The following is a 21,888-nucleotide window of genomic DNA, read 5'->3' as shown; positions in this document are numbered from 1 at the left end:
GACCCACAGTGGGGCTCTCCGTGTGCGGGATTGCCCCACCGCGGGTGTACTTCCGCGTCGTCAGTTGATCGTCTGCCGGCCGATCCGCGAATAGACCTCCGGACGAGTCGAGCGGTACACCAGTGCCAGGGCGATTCCCGCGAGGAAGACCGCCCAGATGACAACCTGCAGGGCGACGGCAATGCCGCGATCGCCTCCGGTCAACAGAACGAAGTTGCTCAACGAGAAGTACAGCGCCGTGCCCAGGCCCAGGACGGCCAGCGTGGGAGCGATCAGCGTGTGCCAGTACGTCGAGTCCTTGATCTTCGTGCGTGACTTGCGGAAGAAGACCAGGACGGCCACGCTCGTCAGGAACATGAGCATCAGGAGGGGGAAGCCACCGGCTCCGGCCAGCCACGCGTAGGAGACGGTTGGATCGCTGCCGGAGAAGCCCAGCACGCCGGCGAGGAAGATCCCGCTGAGCGCCAGGGAGCTGACGTACGGCGACCCGTGGCGAGGATGCACACGGCCGAGTGCGGCCGGCAGCGCCTTGTCGACACCCAGCGAATAGCCGTAGCGCGCGATGATGTTCTGGCACGAGAGCACGGCGGCGAACGCGGACGTCACCACCAGGACAGAGATCACGTCGCGTGCCCACGTGCCGACGAAGTTGCCCACGGCGTCGGTGAACATGCCCGGCGCATTGGCGGCGGCGACGTTCGGGGCATTCGAGGTGCCGTAGGCGAGGACGAGCAGCCAGGTTGTGAGGATGTAGAAGACGCCGATGAACACGACCGAGAGGTAGGTCGCCCGAGGGATCGTCCGCCGTGGGTCCTTCGATTCCTCCCGGAAGATTGCGGTGGCCTCGAACCCGAGGAACGTGATCACGGCGAACAGCACGGCGACTCCCACCGCCCCCTCGCTCAAGGAACCCCAGGCGAACGGGGTCAGTGACCGCCCCTCGGGGCCACCGTTCCCGGCGACAGCCATGTCGAAGATCAGCACAATCGCGATCTCGAGGACCATCACCACGGACAGCACCCTCGCCGACAGGTCGATCCTGAAGTATCCGAAGACGCCGACGATCACGACCAGGGCCAGCGAGTACCACCACCATGACAGCGTCGGACCGTGGAGGGTGGTCACCACGAGGTCCTGGGCGACGATCCCGAAGAACAGGGTGATCCCGAGCCCGATCATCAAGTACCCGAGGATGGCCAGAAAACTGGCGGCGAGCCCGAGCGCTCTGTTCAGACCGGCGCTGATGTAGGCGTAGAACGCGCCGGGGTTGGGCAGGTAGCGGCTCATGGTGGTGTAGCCGACGGAAAAGAGCAGCAGCATCACCGTCGCCGCGACGAATGCCAGCGGCGCCCCTACGCCGCCGAAGTTGATGACCAGTGGCAGCACGCCCACCACGCTCGCGAGCGGAGCTGCGAAGGCCAGGACGGTGAGCGCAAGCTCGATCACGCCCATGCGGCCTTTGAGCTGCGGGCTGGCGTCTTCTCGAGCGCCAAGTTCTGGCGCCGAACGGGTGTTGTCTGGAGCGCTTCGCTTACTCATGTCGGGGTCCTGCCTCGCGGATCTGGAAACGTGAACCGGGTCGGGCACTTCGCCGAAGTGCCCGTCGAGCGTCGTAGGTGACCCGCGGCCGCTCCGAGGCTGGTGGCCCCTCCGCGGGTTCGCAAATATTTACATCCCGCCAGTTCGAAGTCAATACTGACAGAAAGATAAGTATACGATCCGTTCAAAGTTGTTCAGTAGCCTCGCGAACGCCGATCGATGCCGGCCACTACGCACACGCGCTCCACCGGCGAGAGCGGTTTCATCTGCTGTAGGGCCGGCTTGCTCGGCTCGATGGTCCGCAGCCGAAGACGTGGGCGACTTGCGGTTGTTTGTCCGTTTACGACTTCCCACCGTTCGGCACCCTCCTGCCGGGTATCGGCGAGGGGTTCGGCAGGACCTTCGTCGTCGCGATTGCCCCGGTCCTGATCGTGGCCCTGCTCGCTTCCCGGTTGCCAGAGTCACCGACTTTGGCCGGTGCCGAGGAGGTCCGCCGACTGCGCGAGGCCGGTCAGATCGACCAGGCCCGGGCCCCGAGCGCCGAACTCGATCCGCTGGTCGACGCCAAGGGCGTCAGCTTCAGCAACGCACTGATCGTCCTGGTTGTCGGCACTGGCGCCGGCTACGTCGTCCACGGTTGCCCTGTCCGGCCACGGAGTGCGGCGGTACCCGTCCCGCACCTCGTTCCGTGTCGCTCTACTGTCGCTCGCGACCTTCTGAGCCTTCGTCGGCACTGTGGACAGTTCGACCTTCGAAGACGGTCCGAAGGATGTGCGTCTCGCCGATGTTGTCGACCGGAACCTCGAACAGGTTTTGATCGAGCACGATGAAATCCGCCGACTTGCCCGGCTCCGGCTATCCTTGGGCGTCCGCCCTGCCGATTGCCCGCGCCCCTCGATGGTGACCAGCCTCCGCGCGTAGGCGAGATCGACGGACTCCGAGCCGCGCTGAAGCATTCCTTGAAGCGGCGGGAAGAGGTTCGGGTTGGGCGTGATGCGTCCATTGACGTAAGCAGTACCCACTTGTTTCTTCCTTCCGAGCGTTCATCTTTGAACGGTCGAGCCTCGGCGTACTACCGAGGCCTTTACTGTCCAGGCAAAAGCTCCCGAGCCCCTGTCTCAGGGCTGCCCTGCGTTCGCACCGTTGGCCCATGCCGTGGTGGCGTCGGTGAGGTCTTTGAGGAACCGTCGCGCCGTTCCGCTGATATTGGTCAGGGTCATGAAATTGTGGGGCATGCCCTGGTAGACCTCAAGCTGGACGGGTACGCCGGCCGCCCGGAGCTTCTTTGCGTAGTTCACGGAGTCGTCGTGGAGCGCGTCGCACTCCCCGACCGCGATGAACGCAGGCGGGAGAGCCGAGCAGTCGATATCGGTGCAGAGGGGGCTGGCTTCGACCATGGCGGCCGGACTCTCGAAGTACGAGGCGAGAAAGACCTGCATTGCCTCGGTACTGAGCATCGGGCTGTCGCCGTAGAGCCGGTGCGACTCCGTTGACGCCTTCTCGACGGCGGGGAAGTCCAGGACAGGGTTGATCAGCACCTGCCAGTCGAGGGTCGGCCCACCGGTCGCGACTGCCCACTGGCTGAGCAGCGCGGCGAAGTTCCCACCGGCGGAATCCCCGCCGACGCCCAGAGGACCATCTACGCCGAGCTCAGCCCGATGCTGATCGGCCCACAGCAGGCCGTCCTGGCATTGCTCCAGCGCGATCGGATACATGTGCTCTGGAGCCAGCGCATAGTCCAGTGACAGGATCGTCACTCCGCTGCCCCGACTCACGGCGTGCAGCGGAACTTCGAGGGTGTCGAGGTCACCGACCCCGATCCGGGCAGCGGTCGCATCGACAGCCTGTTCCATGGGCTCGCGGAGATGGTCGACGCCGATCCCGCTACACAGGCCTTCCAGTACGAACTGATTTTGGAAGCCCGACGCCTGCCGGAACTGCAGCCGCAGGTCGAGGCCCTGTACGACGCCTACCGTGCGGCGCTTCGGGCCGAGCTCGACTTGACCGGCCTCGACGTGGACGACGACCTGGTCCACCTGCTGTTCGCCGCCCTCGACGGGCTGGTGTTCCAGCAGACGTCCACGGGGGACGCCGACGCGACACAGCGTTCGCTCGACACCTTGCGGACAGTGATCCGGCTTCTCCAGAAGCGGTCTTGAGCGTTTCGCGCTCCTGTGTCGGTCCCTGTGGGCGAGCGTGCAGGACCGGTGTCGCGGTCCGGACGCCTGGGGTTCGAACAAGGCGCGGAACATTGCTGCGCTGAATTCGACGAGGTGGGCCGGCCTGTGCTCCTCGGCGGTTCCAGCATCTCCTCGACTCGGAAGGCCGGTTGCGGATTGTCGAGCGGGCCACGCCGATGTTGAAGATCAACGGAATCAACGTCGCCCCGGTGGAAATCGAGGCGGCTCTGTTCCAGCATCCCCGAGCGCGGCAGGCGTGTTCGGCGAGTACGTCAACAGGGCGGAGCAGGTCGTCGCAACAGTGGTGCCGGTGGGCGACGACGACGGGCTCGCCGACGAGCTCGTTCCGTTCGTTCGCGAGCGTACGGCGTCCTGCAAGGTGCCGCGACGGATCGTGTTCGTGGCTGCGGATGACGTTCCTGTGGTCGGCCGAGCCCGGTGCGGTCCTGGCGTTTTGCGCGCGGCGTGTTTGTGCACGTCCGAGGGGGTCGGACATCGTTCCGGACGCCTGGGGCTTCACACGAATGAGGCGATTCCGCGTCTTTCGCCTGGACGGTGGGTGGTAGGCGGGTTGAGACTTGAAAATGCTGCAGCCGCGGCAGGAGCGGTCAGAGTTTTCGAAGAGGAAGCGATAATTCTCATTCCATTCGGTCGCCAAATCATCGTCGTCTAGTTCAGCATGCGATTCTATCAGCGCGAAACAGATCAACTACAATTTGCGGAAGGGGTCAAAATGGACTGGGACGGCTTGAAGGGCACAGTGGGAACATTGATTGACACGGCGCTGCCGCTGTTTCTGGATCTTCTTGAAGATGACAGTAAGGGAGATTCACCTTCTGCCGTGGATATCGGAGTTGTGAGTCTGTACCAGGACACCGACGGCAGCTTGAAGATGGGAAACTTTTCCTCCTACGGTCCCGGTTCCACGGCACTGATCAACTTCGTACCGCCGCTCGGGACCACGGACAAGCAGGGTAACCTCGCCATCGAACTGGGATATGGCGATGAATTCGCGGCCGCATCATGGCTGCAGGCATACTGTGACGGAAACGTGGCGATCGGTGTGACGAAGTCCGATTCCGGTGCCAGCGCCCCGGCGGGAGTCGGCGAGGCGCTGTACACCTTCGCGACCAATCTCGTTCTCACCACGGGCAACACCATCCAGGCGGTTGTGAATCCGACCCTGTCGGTAAACTTCAACCTCAACGTCGACGCCAGCGCGAATGTCGTGATAATAACGGCTATCGGTGCGGTTGCTGTTCTCGGTACGACATACATGATTACCGCCAAGAACAACGTGGGTAAAACTGGCACCGTGTCCGGGACGCTCCAGCCTGTCTCCGACTCCACCTCGTCGGCTAGTGGCGACCCCGAGTTCTCGATGGCCCTACCGTCCGGCATCGACTACTCCGAGGGAATCTATGACTTCGACGTTCAACTTGCGATTCAGTTGTCCGGCTCCAGCGTCGCTACGAACCCGGGAGTCCAGTTTGGCTCTGTCAGTTCGGATAATCGGGAGCGCATCACTCGCGCCCGACAGAACGCGTCCTGACAGCAGCCACACCTGCCACCGGATCCCATCGATGAGCGGTTTCGTCCACGCCAGCCCATGACGATCATGCGACCTGGCTTCTTCGGTCGCTGGCCGTGGAGTCGACAGCCGGCAACGGCCATTGCGGCGGTGGGGACGGCGTCGATGCGCTTGCCGGTCTTGCCGCGTTCGGGTTTGTCGGGCCGCAGCAGGTCGGGCTCGCCGGGTGGGTGGCGGACTTCGACTGAGTCGAAGCAGTATTCGGCGACGGGGTTGGCGTGGTGGGACCAGCTGCGGGGAGCGGGTGAGGGTCATGAGTTCGGTCATGCCGTGGATCACGCCCTTGAACGTTTGCGGCACCGGATACAGGGGGACGCCGGTGCGTCGTTCGAGTCGTTGCCGGACGGGTTCGCCGGACCATTCGTCGTAGGAGATGTCGGCGACGCGCAGCAGGCCGGTGTCGACGGTGATCTCGGCTTCGATCATGTGGTAGTCGATGACCTCTCCCTGGGTGACCGTGATCCATCCCGCGCCGCCCAGCGGGAGATGCGGCCGTCGGTGCGCTCGTCCAGGAATGCCACCCCGGCTTCGGGGAGCCTGAACCGCCACAGCGCGGAGGGACGGCCGTCGAGGTCCGAAACGATAGGCACCACGCGGTCAGGTCCAGTTTGGACGCCAGGTCGAGACCGCCCAGGCGGCGCGGCCGGCGTGCCGCTCTCGCAGCCGTGCCGGATCGGTGGCTTCGGTGCCGGTGCACGCGTGGTAGAGGTGTATGGGCATCCACCGCGTGGACTGGGCCACCCACTGGTTGAGGCGGTATTGACGGAAGGCGTTCTCTTTCGCGGGGTCGTTGCGGGCCTCCAGTGCTTCTTCGCGCAGGGCGGCGAGGGAGAGGAGTCGCCGAGGGCGGGGTTGGAGTGGTACCCGGTGGCCTCGTCCCAGGTGGCTGCCCCGGTCGCTGTGGAAGATCACACCTGCGGGACCGGTAGACCGCCCAGCCGGCCAGGAGTGCGGCCAGCGTGCAGGATGCCGGGATTCTGGGCGAGACGACGGCGTTTCGCCCGCCCGCCCGCCCGTCCGCCCGCGCTCGCCGTGACGATCTCGCGGATCCGGTCCGGGCTCACATCACTCTCGACCGCCGACACCAGCTCGACGATCACGCCGGATCGGTGACCGCGGTGCCGCCGAGCACGGCGATCACTGAGGGGTGTACTAGGGGGGTGCAGAGCGTGCTTTTCAAGAGACGCTGACGGCATGGTGCGCACCGAGCTGATCAGGCCGCTTCCGGAATTGCTGTTGGCTCATGCGGACCGACTCAACACCAAGAACGCCTTCGCGGATGCGTACCGGTCGGTGACCTACGCCGAACTGGAGCAGCGCACGGGACGCCTCGCCGGGCATCTCGCGGAGGTACGGCTGCAGCCCGGGGACCGTGCGGTGATCTACCTCGGAAACCGCGTGGAGGCGGTGGAGTGCTATCTCGCGATCATTCGGGCCGCCGCTGTCGCGGTGCCGCTCAACCCGCACTCCACGGACTCGGAACTCGCCTACTACCTCGAGGACAGCGGCGCGCGGGTGGTCATCACCGACTCGGCGCACGCCGCCCAGTTGAGCCGGCTCCGGTCGAGCCTGCCGCACCTGGTCGTCGTGGTCACCGGAGACGGCATGGTGGAGGACGTACCGCCGGACATGTTGTCCTATGCGGCCATGACCGGGACATCGCCTCTCGTGTCGCCGCGCGACGACCTCGGACTCGACGAACCGGCCTGGATGCTCTACACCTCCGGGACCACCGGCCGGCCGAAGGGAGTGCTCTCCACCCAGCGCAACTGCCTGTGGTCGGTGGCCGCGTGCTACTCGGCGATTCTTGGGCTGTCCGAAGAGGACACAGTGCTGTGGCCGCTGCCGCTGTTCCACAGCCTTTCGCACATCGTCGGCGTTCTCGGTGTCACCGCGGTCGGGGCGAGCGCCCGGATCGTCGACGGTCTGTCGGCCGAGGACGTGCTGCGCTGCCTGGAGAGTGAGCCGATCACCTTCCTGGCCGGGGTACCGACGATCTACCACCACCTGGTCCGGGCGACCGAGGCCGGCTTTCGGGTACCGAGGCTGCGGATCTGCATGGTCGGCGGTGCGGTCAGTACCCCAAAGCTGCGGCGGTCGGTGGAGGCCGCATTCGGCGTCCCGCTGATCGACAACTACGGCAGCACCGAGACCTGCGGGGCGATCGCCACCAATTGGCCCACGGGGAGCCGGGTGGACGGCTCGTGCGGGCTGCCGGTGCCGGGGCTCGAAGTGCGCCTGGTCGACCGGGAAAGCGGGCAGGACGTCGAATCCGGTCACGAGGGCGAAGTGTGGGTTCGCGGTCCGAATGTGATGTCCGGTTACCACGGCCAGCCGGAGGCGACGGCCGAAGCACTGCGGGACGGCTGGTACCACACCGGGGACCTGGCCAGCCGCGACGAGGCCGGGTTTCTCACCATCACCGGCCGGATCAAGGAACTGATCATCCGGGGCGGGGAGAACATCCACCCCGGTGAGGTCGAAGCGGTGCTGAGGGAACAGCCCGGGGTCGCCGATGTCGCCGTGGCCGCGAAGCCGCACGAGGTGCTCGGTGAGGTCCCGGTCGCGTTCGTGGTGCCCGGACCGGACGGGGTGGACCCGGAACAACTGCTCGGAGCATGCCGGGACCGGCTGTCGTCGTTCAAGGTACCGGACGAGATCTACGAGATCGCCCAGGTTCCCCGCACGGCGTCCGGCAAGATCACCCGGCACGCGTTGTTCGACCGTCCAACCCGGCTGCGGGCCACGAAAAGCGGGTACTACGAGTCGCTGTATCGGCTCGACTGGATCCCGGAGCCGTCCGCGCTTTCGGCGCGGTCCCCGGAGATTGCCGCCGAAGCGACCGTGTTGTCCATCCCGGGCTTCGGATCAGCCGGGGATGTCGTCGACGCCGTCCGGCGGGCCGTCGAAGACGTCGCGAACAGGGTGGATGCCTGGCTCGCCGAGGATCACCCGGCCACCCACCGGTTGGTGGTCGCGACCCGACGTGCGGTCGCGGTGACGGTCGGCAAGGACGTTCCGGATCCGGTGCACGCCGCGCTGTGGGGCCTGGTCCGATCGTTCCAGGCCACGCATCCCGGGCGGGTCGTCGTGGTGGACAGCGACGACGACCCGCGGTCGGTCGATGCGTTCGATGCCGCGGTCGCCTCGGGCGAGCCGCAGCTGGCACTGCGCGCCGGCGTTGCGCTCGTACCGAGACTGGCACCGGCATACGACGCCGACGAGGCTGTGTCTCCGTTCGACACGCGTGGTGCGGCCCTTCTTACCGGTGCCGGTGGGCCGCAAGGTGCCGCCCTCGCCCGGCACCTGGTGACCGGGTACGGCGTCCGCCACCTCCGGCTGGTGGGAACCGCCGAGGTGACCGCGCTGGCGACCGAGCTCGCGGGCCTCGGCGCCGACGTCGTCGTGACGGGCAGCGAACTCAATGACCGCGACACATGGGCGGCGGCACTCGCCGATCAGACCCCGCCGCTCACCGCGATCGTGCACGCGGACGAGTCTGATCTGGACAGCCTGGCTGGTGTCGTCGCGCTGACGGAATCGGCCGGTGCCACGGATCAGGTCACGCTGGTCCTGTGCAGCGGCACAGCCGGGCTCTTCGGCGGTGACCGCGCGGCCGCCGCAGCGGACGCGTTCGTAGCCGCGCTGGCTGAGGGCCGTCATGCCCGCGGCCTGCCTGTGGTGTCCCTGGCGTGGGGTGCGCCGGCGGAGCTGGAGCTGGCCGCGTTCGACGCGGCGGTCACGGCCGCATTCGGGTCACTCGCCGTGTGGCGGGCCGAGGCCGTTCCGGTCGGGTCGGTTCCAGCCGTCATGCGCGGGCTGGTCGAGACGGCTGCCGGGCTGCCCGCGCACCAGCCGGCCCCTGGCCTGGCCCACCGGCTGGCCGGGCTGTCCGCGGAAGAGCAGCGGCGGGCACTGGTGGAGCTCGTGCGGGAGGCGGCTCGTGACGTCTGCCCCGGACTGCGTGGCCGTGCCACCGCCGAGATCGATCCGGACCGGGCTTTCCGGGAACTGGGCTTTACCTCGACGGTCGCCGTGCAACTGCGGACGCGGCTGCGTGCGGCCACCGGGTTGCCCCTGGCCGCGACCGTCGCCTTCGACTATCCGACTCCGGCCGCGCTGGGCGAATACCTGCGGGCCAGGCTGGCGGGCGGGCGGACCACGGAACCGTCTACTGTGGACAATCCGGCCCGGTACGACGAGCCGGTCGTGATCGTGGCGATGGCTTGCCGGTTGCCTGGTGGGGTGGTTTCGCCCGAGGACTTGTGGCGCGTGGTTGTTGGTGGTGAGGATGTCGTTTCCCGGTTTCCGGTCGATCGTGGTTGGGATGTCGATGGGTTGTTCGATCCGGATCCGGATCGGTCGGGTAAGTCCTATGTGTGCGAGGGTGGTTTTCTGTACGGTGCGGCGGAGTTCGACGCGGGGTTCTTCGGAATTTCGCCGCGTGAGGCGTTGGCGATGGATCCGCAGCAGCGGTTGCTGCTGGAGACGTCGTGGGAGGTGTTCGAGCGGGCCGGCATCGACCCGGAAACCCTGCGGGGAAGCCAGGTCGGGGTCTACGCCGGCGTGATGTACCACGACTACACGGCCGGTCTCGGCTCCGTTCCCGAGGACGCGGAAGGCTACCTGAGCACCGGCTCGGCCGGCAGCGTCGCGTCCGGCCGGGTGTCCTACACCTACGGATTCCAGGGGCCCGCGGTGACGGTGGACACCGCGTGCTCGTCCTCGCTGGTGGCGATACACCTTGCGGCGCAGGCACTGCGGCAGGGCGATTGCACCATGGCGCTGGCCGGTGGGGTTGCCGTGATGGCCCGTCCGAACGCGTTCGTGGAGTTCAGCCGCCAGCGTGCGCTCTCGCCGGACGCGCGCTGCAAGGCGTTCGCCGAGGGGGCCAACGGCACCGTGTGGGCCGAAGGAGCGGGCCTGGTGCTGCTGGAACGCCTGTCGGACGCGCGGCGCAACGGGCACCGGGTGCTGGCGGTGGTGCGTGGTTCCGCGGTGAACTCCGACGGGGCATCCAACGGGCTGACCGCGCCCAGCGGGCTTGCCCAGCGGCAGGTGATCCGGCAGGCACTGACGAGCGCTGGCTTGTCCACTTCCGACGTGGACGTGGTCGAGGCACACGGCACCGGTACCGAATTGGGTGATCCGATCGAAGCCGAGGCCCTGCTGGCCACCTACGGCCAGGATCGCCCAGTGGAGCGTCCACTGTGGCTGGGCTCGCTGAAGTCGAACATCGGTCACGCCCAGTCGGCCGCTGGGGTGGCCGGCGTGATCAAGATCGTGTCGGCGCTGGAGCACGGGGTGCTGCCCGCGACGTTGCACGTGGACGAGCCTTCTCGGCACGTCGACTGGTCCTCGGGCGCGGTGGAGTTGCTGACCCGCTCCCGGGAGTGGCCGGTGTCGGATCGCCCGCGCCGGGCGGCGGTGTCGTCGTTCGGGGTGTCCGGGACCAACGCGCACCTGATCCTCGAGCAACCCGCCGAGGCGGAATCCGGTGCCAGCGCGGACGAGCCTGCCTGGCTCGGGCCGATCCCGCTGGTACTGACCGCGAAGGCGGTCGAGGCCTTGCGCGCGCAGGCCGACCGCCTCCACGCCGTTGCCGACCGCGGCGGCGATGACCTCGGGCACGTCGGCTATTCCTTGGTCACGACCCGTTCCATGTTTCGGGAGCGAGCCGTCGTGGTCGGGTCGGGCCAGGAGGAACTGCGCGGCGGGCTGCGGTCCCTGGCCGATGGGGTTCCCGCACCCCAGGTGATCCGCGGTACGGCGGATGTCGACGGGAAAGTGGTGTTCGTCTTTCCTGGGCAGGGGGCACAGTGGGTGGGCATGGGTGCTGGTTTGCTGGAGTCGGCACCGGTGTTCGCGGAGAAGATGGCCGAGTGTGCCGTAGCGCTGGCGAAGCACATCGACTGGTCCCCGCTGGATGTGATCCGGGATGCCGAGGGTGCGCCGTCGCTGGGGCGGGTGGACGTCGTGCAGCCGTTGACCTTCGCGGTCATGGTGTCGCTGGCCGCGTTGTGGCGTTCCTACGGGGTTGAACCGGCTGCCGTGGTGGGACACTCCCAAGGGGAAATCGCGGCCGCTCACGTCGCCGGTGCGCTGTCGCTGGATGACGCCGTGCGGGTTGTGGTCGCACGAAGCCGGGCAATCGCACGAACCCTGGCCGGTCACGGCGGAATGATGTCGATCGAGGCGCCGGCCACACGAACCGAAGAACTGCTCGCCACCTGCGGTACCGCCATCGAAGTGGCAGCGGTGAACGGTCCCTCGTCGGTCGTGGTCGCCGGCCCCCCGCGAGCACTGGATGAACTGGCCGGCCGATGCACGACCAAGGGAACACGGGCACGGCGGATCGCCGTGGACTACGCCTCACACACCGCGCAGGTGGAGCAGGTCTCCGGCGAACTAGTCACCGCGCTGGCCGGAATCGCGCCGAATACGGCCCGGATCCCGTTCTTCTCCACGGTGAACGCCGAATGGACCGAGGGAACCAGCCTCGACGCCGAATACTGGTACCGCAACCTCCGGCGGCCAGTCCGCTTCGCCGAAGCCAGCAGCGCACTCGCCGCACAGGGTTTCCGCGCCTTCGTCGAAGTAAGTCCGCATCCCGTCCTTGTGCCCAGCGTGCAAGAATCCCTCGATCCGGTCAGCGCGACCGTGGTGGTCGGATCGCTACGCCGCGACGACGGTGATCTGAAGCGATTCCTCCTGTCCGCCGGAGAGCTCCATGTGCGCGGCATCCACATCGACTGGTCCGGCTACTTCGTCGGCACCAGTGCCCGCCGCGTCAACCTGCCGACGTACCCCTTCCAACGTCAGCGGTACTGGCTCGAGCCGGGCGGCGCGGTCGCGGACCTGGCTTCGGCCGGGCTGACCGCGACCGTCCATCCGCTGCTCGGAGCCACCGTGGCACGGGCGGATGGCGAGGGGATCGTCTTCACCGGCCGGTGGTCGCTGGGGACCCAGCCATGGCTCGCCGACCACGTGGTCTCCGGGACCGTTTTGGTGCCGGGTGCGGCCTTCGTCGAGCTCGCCGTGCGAGCCGGCGACGAGGTCGGCTGCGGTCTGCTGGACGAGCTGGTCAACGAGACGCCGATGGTGCTCGGGGAGGGTGCTCTCCAGACCCAGGTGACCGTGACCGGCCCGCGGGACGGCCGGTATGTCGTCGAGATCTACTCGCGGCCGGAGGAGCCCGGGGGTGAGGTGCCATGGACGCGGCACGTTCGCGGCATTCTGTCCACCTCTGACACGGTACCGGACGCCGGTTTCGACACCTGGCCGCCCCAGGGCGCGGACCCGGTCGATCTCTCGGAGTTCTATCCCCGCCAGGCCGAGGCCGGATACGAGTACGGTCCGGCGTTTCGCGGGCTGCGCGCGCTCTGGCGGCATGGCACGGAGGTCTTCGCCGAGGTTGCCCTGCCGGACGGTGTGCCGGACGCCGACCGGTTCGGACTGCATCCCGCCCTGCTCGACGCGGCTCTGCACGCCACCACCTTCTGCCCCGGGCACAGTTCGGAAACCGGCGAGGTGCGGCTGCCGTTCGCGTGGCACAACGTGGCCTTGCACGCGTCCGGCGCCACCGCCCTGCGGGTGCGGGTGCGCCCGGCCGGGTCGGACCGGGTTCACCTGGTGGCGGTGGACGAGACCGGCCGTCCGGTGGTTTCGGTGGATGCGCTGGTGACCCGGCCGCTGGCCGGGCCGCTGGCCACCGGCACGTCCGCCGCGTCGCTGTACCGGGTCGACGAGGTCGAGTTGGCATCGGACGCCCCGGCGCCGAGGGCGCGGTGTGCGGTCGTCGGTGCGGACGAGCTCTCCGTGGCCGGGCCGCTCGACGCCGCCCGCGTGGCGGTGCTCGCCGATCTCGCGGACCCCGTTCCGGCCTACGTCTGCGTGTCGTTCGACACCACGTCGACCGATGCGGAGCCGGTGCCGGATGCCCGCAAGATCACTGGCCAAGTCCTCGACATGGTGCGGGAATGGTTGGCGGAGAGCCGTTTCGAGTCCTCGAAACTGGTCGTCGTCTTGCGCGGTTTCGGCGCTTCGGCCGCCCGGGGCCTGCTTCGTTCGGCGCAGTCGGAGCACCCGAACCGGATCGTGGTGGTGGAGTTCGACGGACATGAGCACTCCGGGCCCGCCCTGCACGCGGCGCTGGTCTCGGGAGAGCCGCAGCTGGTCGTTCGGGCCGGTGCGGTCTCGGTTCCGCGGTTGGCGCCCATGTCGGCCGGCAGCCGGCTGGCGCCGCCGCCCGGCGCGTGGCGCCTGGTGACGTCGGGAGCGACGCCGGACGATCTCGCGCCCGTGCCCGCTCCCGACGTCGAAGCTCCGCTCGAACCGCATCAGGTGCGGGTCGCCGTGCGTGCGGCGGGGTTGAACTTCCGCGATGTCCTGGTGGCGCTGAACATGGTCTCAGGCCAGGAAGGCGTCGGCGGTGAAGGCGCCGGCGTGGTGCTGGAAGCCGGTTCCGCGGTCCGCGGGCTCGCGCCGGGCGACCGGGTGATGGGCCTGTTCGACAGCCCGCTCGGCGCGTTCGGACCGGTCGCTGTCACTGATGCCCGACTGCTCGTGCCCATCCCGGCGGGATGGTCGTTCGCGACGGCGGCGACGGTGCCGGTGGTGTTCCTGACCGCCTACTACGGCTTGAAAAACCTCGCGCGCGTCGACGCCGGCACCAGGGTGCTGGTGCATGCGGCGGCCGGCGGGGTCGGGATGGCGGCCGTGCAGCTGGCACGGCTGTGGGGCGCCGACGTGTTTGCTACGGCGAGCGTGGGCAAGCAGCATGTGCTGCGGTCGCTGAGATTGCCCGCGGACCGGATCGCCGATTCGCGCACCCTCGGCTTCCGCGAGCGGTTCCTGGCCGCAACGGACGGCCAGGGCGTGGATGTGGTGCTGAACAGCTTGGCCCGGGAGTTCGTGGACGCCTCACTCGGCCTGCTGCCGCGCGGCGGCACGTTCCTGGAGCTGGGCAAGACGGACCTCCGTGACGCGGTGCGGGGCGACGGGATCGCTTATCGGGCGTATGACCTGCACGAGGCCGGGCCCGAGCACGTACAGGAGATGTTGACCGACCTGCTTGCGCTGTTCGAGCGCGGTGACCTGCGACCGTTGCCCGTGCGAGCCTGGGACGTGCGTGCGGCACCGGAGGCGTTCCGGTTCATGAGCCAGGCTCGTCACGTCGGCAAGATCGCCCTGACCTTCGAGCACCGGCTGGACCCGGAGGGCACCGTGCTGATCGCCGGTGGCACCGGGCTGCTCGGCGGGCAAGTGGCTCGGCATTTGGTGGCAGAGCACGGCATTCGCCACCTGGTGCTGGTGTCACGGCATGGCCGCGAAGCCGAGGGCGCGGCGGAGCTCGAAGCCGAGCTGACCCGCAGCGGCGCGGTGGTCACGACCGCGGCCTGTGATGCGTCGGATCGCGACGCGCTGGCGCGCGTACTGGCCGGTGTGCCCACCGAGCACCGTCTGACGGCGGTGGTGCACGCCGCGGGTGTGCTGGACGATGGGGTGATCGAAGCCATGACGCCCGAGCGGGTGGACACGGTGTTCCGCCCGAAGATCGATGCGGCGTGGCACCTGCACGAGCTGACCCAGGGTGCGGACCTGGCCGCGTTCGTCCTGTTCTCCTCGGCAGCGGGCATCCTCGGTAACCCCGGTCAGGCGAACTACGCCGCCGCGAACGCGTTCCTGGACGAGCTGGCGCGGCGGCGCCGCGCCGCGGGGTTGCCGGCCGTATCGCTGGCCTGGGGTCACTGGGCGCAGGCCAGCGCCCTCACTCGCCATCTCGGCGAGACCGATCTGGCCAGGCACCGGCGCGCAGGCATGAGCGGGCTCGGCTCCGAGGAGGGGCTCGCCCTGTTCGACACCGCGCTGCACGCAGGAGAAGCTGTGCTGCTGGCGGCGAAACTGGATCTGGCCGCACTGCGGACGGGGACGCGGCCGGTTCCCCCGCTGCTGCGTGGGCTGGTCCGCCCCCGTCGCCGGGCAGCGCGGACCGCCGCGGGTGACGGCGGTCTGGCCGGACGGCTCGCGGGCCTGGCGCCGGCCGAGCGGGACCAGTACCTGCTCGACCTGGTCCGGGCGCACGCGGCCACCGTGCTCGGGCACGCGCGCGCCGACAAGGTCGATTCCGCCAGGGCATTCAAGGAAGCCGGATTCGACTCGCTGACCGCGGTGGAACTGCGCACCAGACTGTCCGCCGCGACCGGCATCACGTTGTCGCCGACTGTCGTGTTCGACTACCCGACGCCGGCCGCGCTCGCCGTGCACCTGGGTGCCGAGCTGGCGGGCGAGCGCGGCCCCGTCGCGTCCCCACCGCCGATCGCCCTCGCCGCCTCCGGCCACGACGATCCCGTGGTCATCGTGAGCATGGCCTGTCGGTTCCCCGGCGGGGCGGACACCCCAGAGGACCTGTGGCGGCTGCTGGTCGACGAAGTGGACACCGTCTCCAGCTTGCCGACGGACCGCGGCTGGGATAGCGAAGGTCTGTTCGACCCGGACCCGGACCGGCTCGGTAAGTCTTACGTGCGCCACGGCGCGTTCCGATACGACATCGCCGATTTCGACGCGAGCTTCTTCGGTATCTCGCCGCGCGAGGCGCAGGCAATGGACCCACAGCAGCGCATGCTGCTCGAGATCTCGTGGGAGGTGTTCGAACGCGCCGGGATCGCCCCGGACTCCCTCCGGGGTTGTGACGTCGGGGTGTTCACCGGCTTGATCAGCCACGACTACCACGTGTTGATGCACCAGTTTCCCGGCGACCTGGAGGGCTACCGGCTGACCGGCACGTCCGCCAGCGTCGCGGCGGGCCGGCTTGCCTACGTCTACGGGCTGGAAGGTCAAGCGGTGACGGTGGACAGTGCGTGCAGCTCGTCGCTGGTCGCACTGCACATGGCGGCGGAGGCCGTGCGCCGAGGCGAATGCTCGCTCGCGCTGGCCGGCGGCGTCTCGCTGATGAGCCTGCCCGGGCCCTTCGTCGAGTTTTCCCGTCAGCGGGGACTGGCCGCGGACGGCCGCTGCAAGCCGTTCGCCGAAACGGCGGACGGAACGGCTTGGGGCGAGGGCGCCGGCCTGGTGCTCGTGGAGCGGTTGTCGGCCGCCCGGGAGGCCGGCCATCCGGTGCTGGCGGTGGTGCGTGGCTCGGCGGTGAATCAGGACGGCGCGTCGAACGGGTTGACAGCGCCGAATGGCCCATCGCAACAACGGGTGATCAGGCAGGCGCTCGCCAACGCCCGCCTGTCCACTTCGGACGTCGACGCCGTGGAGGCGCACGGCACCGGGACGACGCTGGGCGACCCGATCGAGGCGCAGGCGCTGCTGGCCACCTACGGGCAGGACCGTCCGGGGGACCGGCCACTGTGGGTGGGCTCGATCAAGTCGAACATCGGGCACACCCAGGGGGCTGCCGGCATCGCCGGGGTGATCAAGACGGTGTTGGCGCTGCGACACGGCTTCCTGCCGAGGATCCTGCACATCGACGAGCCGACCCGGCACGTGGACTGGTCGTCGGGTGGGGTGGAGGTGCTGGCGCGGGCGAGGGACTGGCCGGTGGCGGACCGGCCGCGGCGGGCCGGGGTGTCCTCGTTCGGTGTCAGCGGGACCAACGCGCACGTGATCCTCGAACAAGCGACCGAGCCCGAGCCGGCGGCCAGGTCGGTCGCGGCCGCCTCGGCGCCGACGCCGGTGCTGTTGTCGGGCCGTGGGGATGCCGCCCTGCGCGCGCAGGCCGACCGGCTCTGGTCACTTGTGGACGGACATCGGGACATCGAACTCGTCGACATAGGGTTTTCTTCGGTGACGACCCGCGCGTCCCTGGAGGACCGCGCGGTCGTGCTGGCCGCGGACTCCGAGTCGTTGCGCGGCGGACTGCGGTCCTTGGCCGATGGGGTCCCCGCACCCCAGGTGATCCGCGGGACGGCGGATGTCGACGGGAAGGTGGTGTTCGTCTTCCCCGGTCAGGGAGCACAGTGGGTCGGGATGGGCGCGGACCTGCTCGACTCGGCTCCGGTCTTCGCGGAGAAGATGGCCGAATGCGCGGTGGCGCTGGCGAAGCAGGTCGACTGGTCCCCGCTGGATGTGGTGCGGGATGTCGAGGGTGCGCCGTCGCTTGAGCGGGTGGATGTGGTGCAGCCGTTGACGTTCGCGGTGATGGTCTCGCTTGCCGCGCTATGGCGTGCCTGTGGGGTTGAACCGGCCGCGGTGGTGGGGCACTCGCAAGGGGAGATCGCGGCCGCGAATGTGGCTGGTGTGTTGTCGCTGGATGACGCCGTGAGGGTTGTGGTCGCGCGGAGCCGGGCGATCGCACGGACCCTCGCTGGGCACGGCGGAATGATGTCGGTCGGGGTGCCGGCCGCGCGGGCGGAGGAGCTGCTGGCCACCTGCGGTACCGGGGTCGGGCTGGCAGCGGTGAACGGTCCGTCGTCGGTGGTGGTGGCCGGGGCCTCGAAGACGTTGGACGAGCTGGCAAGCCGATGCGCGGCCGAGGGGGTGCGGACGCGCAGGATCGCCGTGGACTACGCCTCGCACACCGTGCAGGTGGAGCAGGTCTCCGGCGAGCTGGCCACCGCGCTGGCCGAGATCGTGCCGGGTGCGGCCCGGATCCCGTTCTTCTCCACGGTGAGTGCCGAGTGGACCGAGGGAACCGACCTGGACGCCGGGTACTGGTACCGCAACCTGCGGCAGCCGGTCAGGTTCGCCGAGGCCACCGAGGCATTGGCGGCGCAGGGTTTCGGTGCTTTCGTCGAGGTGAGTCCGCATCCTGTGTTCACGGCCGCGGTCGAGGAGTCCCTCGAGCCGGCCGGTGCGACGGTGGTGGTGGGGTCGCTATGCCGCGACGACGGTGATTTGGCGCGGTTCTCGGCGTCCCTGGCCGAGCTGCACGTACGGGGCGTCGACGTGGAGTGGCGGACCTTCTTCGCCGGCAGCGCGGCCCGCCGGGTCGATCTGCCGACCTACGCCTTCCAGCGCCAGCGGTACTGGCTGGAAGAGGCCGGGGAGCCGTCGGGCACCGTGGCCGACGAGGAGTTCTGGGCGGCGGTGCGGCGCCGCGACACCGGCAGCCTGGCGTCCACTTTGGATGTTCCGGAGGCTTGGCTGGACGCGGTACTTCCCGCGCTCGCCGCGTGGCGCGCCCGGGAGCACACTCGCTCAGTGCTGGACTCGTGGCGGCACCGGGTCGTCTGGCGGCAGGTGCCCACCACGGGGTCCGGTGAGCTCGCCGGCCGCTGGCTGCTCGTGGTTCCCGACCTTGCCGAGACGACCTACCTGGAGGCGGTCGCGCGCGGTCTGGCCGATCATGGCGCGGAGGTGGTCTCGGTGACGGTCTCCGGCGCCGGGCGGAGCTCGATCGCCGAGCTGATCCACGACGGCGTCGCCGACGCGCCGGTCGCCGGTGTGCTGTCGTTGCTCGCCTTGGCCGAAACGCCTGTCGCCAGCAGCGAAGTGCTGCCTTCGGGATTCGCCGCGAGCGTGGCGCTCGTGCAGGCCCTGGGCGATGCCGGTGTGGCCGCGCCGCTGTGGTGCGCGACGCGCGACGCGGTCTCGGTGGACGACGTCGAACCGGTGACCAACCCGCTGCAAGCGCTGTTGTGGGGGCTCGCGCCGGTGGTGGCCGACGAGCATCCCGAACGCTGGGGCGGGGTGATCGACCTGCCCGCGGAGGTGGACGACGCCGTCGCCCGGCGGCTGGCGTGCGTGCTGGGCGGGCCGGAGGATGAGGACGAAGTCGCGGTGCGGGCCGGCGGTCTCCACGTCCGGCGGCTGGTGCACGCTCCCCTCGGCGGGCAACCACCGGCCCGACGCTGGCGGCCGCGAGGCACGGTGCTGATCACCGGAGGGATGGGGGCGATCGGTGGCCATGTCGCGCGCTGGCTGGTGGCACGCGGGGCCGAGCACCTGCTGCTCCTCGGCCGTCGTGGCGAGCGGACCCCGGGCGCGCTCGGGCTGGCCGCCGAGTTGACCGAATCGGGCGCGAAGGTCACGCTGGCCTCGTGTGACGTCGCCGACCGGGACGACCTCGCCCGCGTGCTGTCCGAGGTCCCGCGGGAGTACCCGCTGTCCGCCGTGATCCATGGCGCGGCCAGTCTGCACGACGGGCTGGTCGACTCCCTGACCCCGGAACTGATGGATCGCGCGCTGCGGGCCAAGGTCGCCGGTGCGGTGAACCTGCACGAGCTGACCCGTGACCTGGACCTCTCGGCATTCGTGCTGTTCTCGTCGATCGGCGGCACCCTCGGGATCGCCGGTCACGGCAACTACGCGCCAGGAAACGCTTTCCTCGACGCGTTCGCACGGAGCCTGCGGGCGCGGGGGCGGCCGGCCGCATCGATCGCCTGGGGGCACTGGGCGGGCGGTGGCATCGCCGGCCCCGAGATCGAGAACCTGCTGATGCGGCGCGGTTCCACGTTCCTCGACCCGGCGCGGGCCGTGGAAGGGCTCGGCCAGGTCCTCGACCACGACGAGACGTTCCTCGCGCTGTTCGAGGTCCGTTGGGAGGAAATGCCCCAGACGCAAGGGCTCCGCGAGTTCCCGCTGCTGTCCGAGCTTCCCGAGGTGCGGCGAGTACGTCTGGCCAACGCGGGCAAGGAGTCCACGATCCCCGGGGCCGGCGAGGACCTGAAGGGGCTGCCCGCGGACGAGTTGGCGGGGCGGCTCCTGACCATCGTCCGGGCCGAGGCCGCGGTCGTGCTGAAACACGAGTCGGCGGAGGCCATTTCCGCCGGCCGTGGTTTCCTCGACCTGGGCTTCGATTCCCTGACCGCGGTAGAGCTGCGTAACCGCCTGAGCGCCGCGACCAGAATCCGCCTGTCGCCGACGGTGGTCTTCGACTACCCCACGCCGGAGGCACTCGCCGGACACCTCGGGGCGGAGCTCTCCGGCGCGACGCGGCAGGAGGTGGCCGCGCCCGCGCCGCGCGGGGTCGGTGCCGAGGCGGATCCGGTCGTGATCGTGGCGATGGCTTGCCGGTTGCCTGGTGGGGTGGTTTCGCCCGAGGACATGTGGCGCGTGGTTGTTGGTGGTGAGGATGTCGTTTCCCGGTTTCCGGTCGATCGTGGTTGGGATGTCGATGGGTTGTTCGATCCGGATCCGGATCGGTCGGGTAAGTCGTATGTGTGTGAGGGTGGTTTTCTGTACGGTGCGGCGGAGTTCGATGCGGGGTTCTTCGGAATTTCGCCGCGTGAGGCGTTGGCGATGGATCCGCAGCAGCGGTTGCTGCTGGAGACGTCGTGGGAGGTGTTCGAGCGGGCCGGCATCGACCCGGAAACCCTGCGGGGCAGTGACACCGGGGTGTTCATCGGCGCGACAGGCCAGGAGTACGCCGCGCTGGCCCGGGCCACCGATGAGGTGGAGGGCTATCTGTCGACCGGCACCGCGGGCAGCGTGATATCGGGCCGCGTTTCCTACACCTACGGATTCCAGGGGCCCGCGGTGACGGTGGACACCGCGTGCTCGTCCTCGCTGGTGGCCATGCACCTCGCGGCGCAGGCACTGCGGCAGGGCGAGTGCTCGATGGCGCTGGCCGGTGGCGTGACCGTGATGGCGACTCCGGAGCTGTTCGTCGAGTTCTCCCGCCAGCGTGGACTGTCGCCGGATGGCCGGTGCCGGGCCTTCGCCGAAGCCGCGAACGGCACCGGGTTCAGCGAGGGGGCCGGCCTGGTCCTCTTGGAGAGGCTGTCGGACGCGCGGCGCAACGGGCACCGGGTACTGGCGGTCGTGCGGGGTTCCGCGGTGAATCAGGACGGCGCCAGCAGCGGGCTGACCGCGCCGAACGGTCCGGCGCAGCAACGGGTGATCCGCGCGGCGCTGGCCAGTGCCGGCTTGTCCACTTCGGACGTTGATGTGGTGGAGGCGCACGGGACCGGGACGACGTTGGGTGATCCGATCGAGGCGCAGGCGCTGCTGGCCACCTACGGCCAGGATCGTCCGGCAGATCGTCCACTGTGGCTCGGGTCGGTGAAGTCGAACATCGGGCACACCCAGGCCGCGGCCGGGGCGGCCGGGGTGATCAAGATGGTGCTGGCTCTGGAGCACGGCGTGCTCCCCGCGACACTGCACGTGGATGCCCCGTCCCGTCAGGTGGACTGGTCATCTGGTGCGGTGGAACTGCTGTCCACGGCACGGGAGTGGCCGGCTCCGGGGCGGCCACGCCGCGCAGGGGTGTCCTCGTTCGGGGTGAGTGGGACGAACGCGCATGTGATCCTGGAACAGGCCGAGCCGGAAACCGCGGCGCGCCGTCCGGCCGTGGTAGGAAAGGGACCGGTGCCCTGGGTGCTTTCCGCCAGGAGCGGCCAGGCGCTGACCGCACAGGCGGACCGCCTGGCCGCCGCACTGGCACGGTCGACGGAGGTCGATCCGCTCGACGTGGGGTACTCGCTGGTCGCGCGCACGTCCTTTCCGCACCGGGCCTTGCTGGTCGGGCGCTCTCGCGAGGATTGGGATTCGGGACTTCGTGCTGTGGTTGGTGGGGTTTTCGGGTCTGGGGTGGTTTGTGGTGTGGCGGATGTTGTGGGGAAGGTGGTGTTTGTTTTTCCTGGGCAGGGGGCGCAGTGGGTGGGGATGGGTGCTGGGTTGTTGGATTCGGCG

General features: G+C 69.1%; 8 protein-coding genes. 4 read left to right on the top strand and 4 right to left on the bottom strand.

From position 1 onward, the window contains the following. Window positions 1–60: 60 nt before the first annotated feature. The 3 genes from VJT49_RS05630 to VJT49_RS05620 form a co-directional block, all read right to left on the bottom strand. Entirely contained in the window at window positions 61–1,539 is a 1,479-nt protein-coding gene (locus VJT49_RS05630; RefSeq protein WP_324163618.1) for an APC family permease, read from the bottom strand. Between the two features lie 461 nt (window positions 1,540–2,000). After that, entirely contained in the window at window positions 2,001–2,174 is a 174-nt protein-coding gene (locus VJT49_RS05625) for a hypothetical protein (RefSeq protein ID WP_324163617.1), read from the bottom strand. Between the two features lie 483 nt (window positions 2,175–2,657). Then, window positions 2,658–3,296 carry an alpha/beta hydrolase gene (locus tag VJT49_RS05620; RefSeq protein WP_324163616.1) on the bottom strand — a complete coding sequence of 213 codons (639 nt, stop codon included), beginning with the start codon at window positions 3,294–3,296 and terminating at the stop codon, window positions 2,658–2,660. Window positions 3,297–3,317: 21 nt separating this feature from the next. Between VJT49_RS05620 and VJT49_RS05615 the strand changes: the two genes are divergently transcribed. The 3 genes from VJT49_RS05615 to VJT49_RS05605 all read left to right on the top strand — a co-directional run bounded on the left by VJT49_RS05615 (window position 3,318) and on the right by VJT49_RS05605 (window position 5,498). Further along, a complete protein-coding gene (locus VJT49_RS05615) occupies window positions 3,318–3,698 on the top strand; it encodes a hypothetical protein (protein ID WP_324163615.1) in 381 nt (126 codons plus the stop codon). 700 nt (window positions 3,699–4,398) lie between these two features. Next, window positions 4,399–5,271, top strand: a complete 873-nt coding sequence (locus VJT49_RS05610) for a hypothetical protein (RefSeq protein ID WP_324163614.1) — start codon at window positions 4,399–4,401, stop codon at window positions 5,269–5,271. Between the two features lie 95 nt (window positions 5,272–5,366). Beyond that, window positions 5,367–5,498, top strand: a complete 132-nt coding sequence (locus VJT49_RS05605) for a hypothetical protein (protein WP_324163613.1) — start codon at window positions 5,367–5,369, stop codon at window positions 5,496–5,498. 720 nt (window positions 5,499–6,218) lie between these two features. Here the strand turns inward: VJT49_RS05605 and VJT49_RS05600 are convergent. Next, complete coding sequence (locus VJT49_RS05600; protein ID WP_324163612.1) at window positions 6,219–6,410, bottom strand: hypothetical protein; 192 nt, start codon at window positions 6,408–6,410, stop codon at window positions 6,219–6,221. Between the two features lie 94 nt (window positions 6,411–6,504). Between VJT49_RS05600 and VJT49_RS05595 the strand changes: the two genes are divergently transcribed. Continuing rightward, a partial coding sequence (locus tag VJT49_RS05595; RefSeq protein ID WP_324163611.1) for a type I polyketide synthase occupies window positions 6,505–21,888 on the top strand: 15,384 nt, incomplete at its 3' end.

Origin of the sequence: Amycolatopsis sp., assembly GCF_035276945.1 — a bacterium.
Classification (GTDB): Bacteria; Actinomycetota; Actinomycetes; order Mycobacteriales; family Pseudonocardiaceae; genus Amycolatopsis_E.
This window is presented reverse-complemented; position numbering and strand designations above follow the sequence as displayed.

Coding starts and splice junctions, on each gene's coding strand:
- VJT49_RS05630 (WP_324163618.1), bottom strand. CDS start 1,539: ATGAGTAAGCGAAGCGCTCCAGACAACACCCGTTCGGCGCCAGAACTT.
- VJT49_RS05610 (WP_324163614.1), top strand. CDS start 4,399: ATGCGATTCTATCAGCGCGAAACAGATCAACTACAATTTGCGGAAGGG.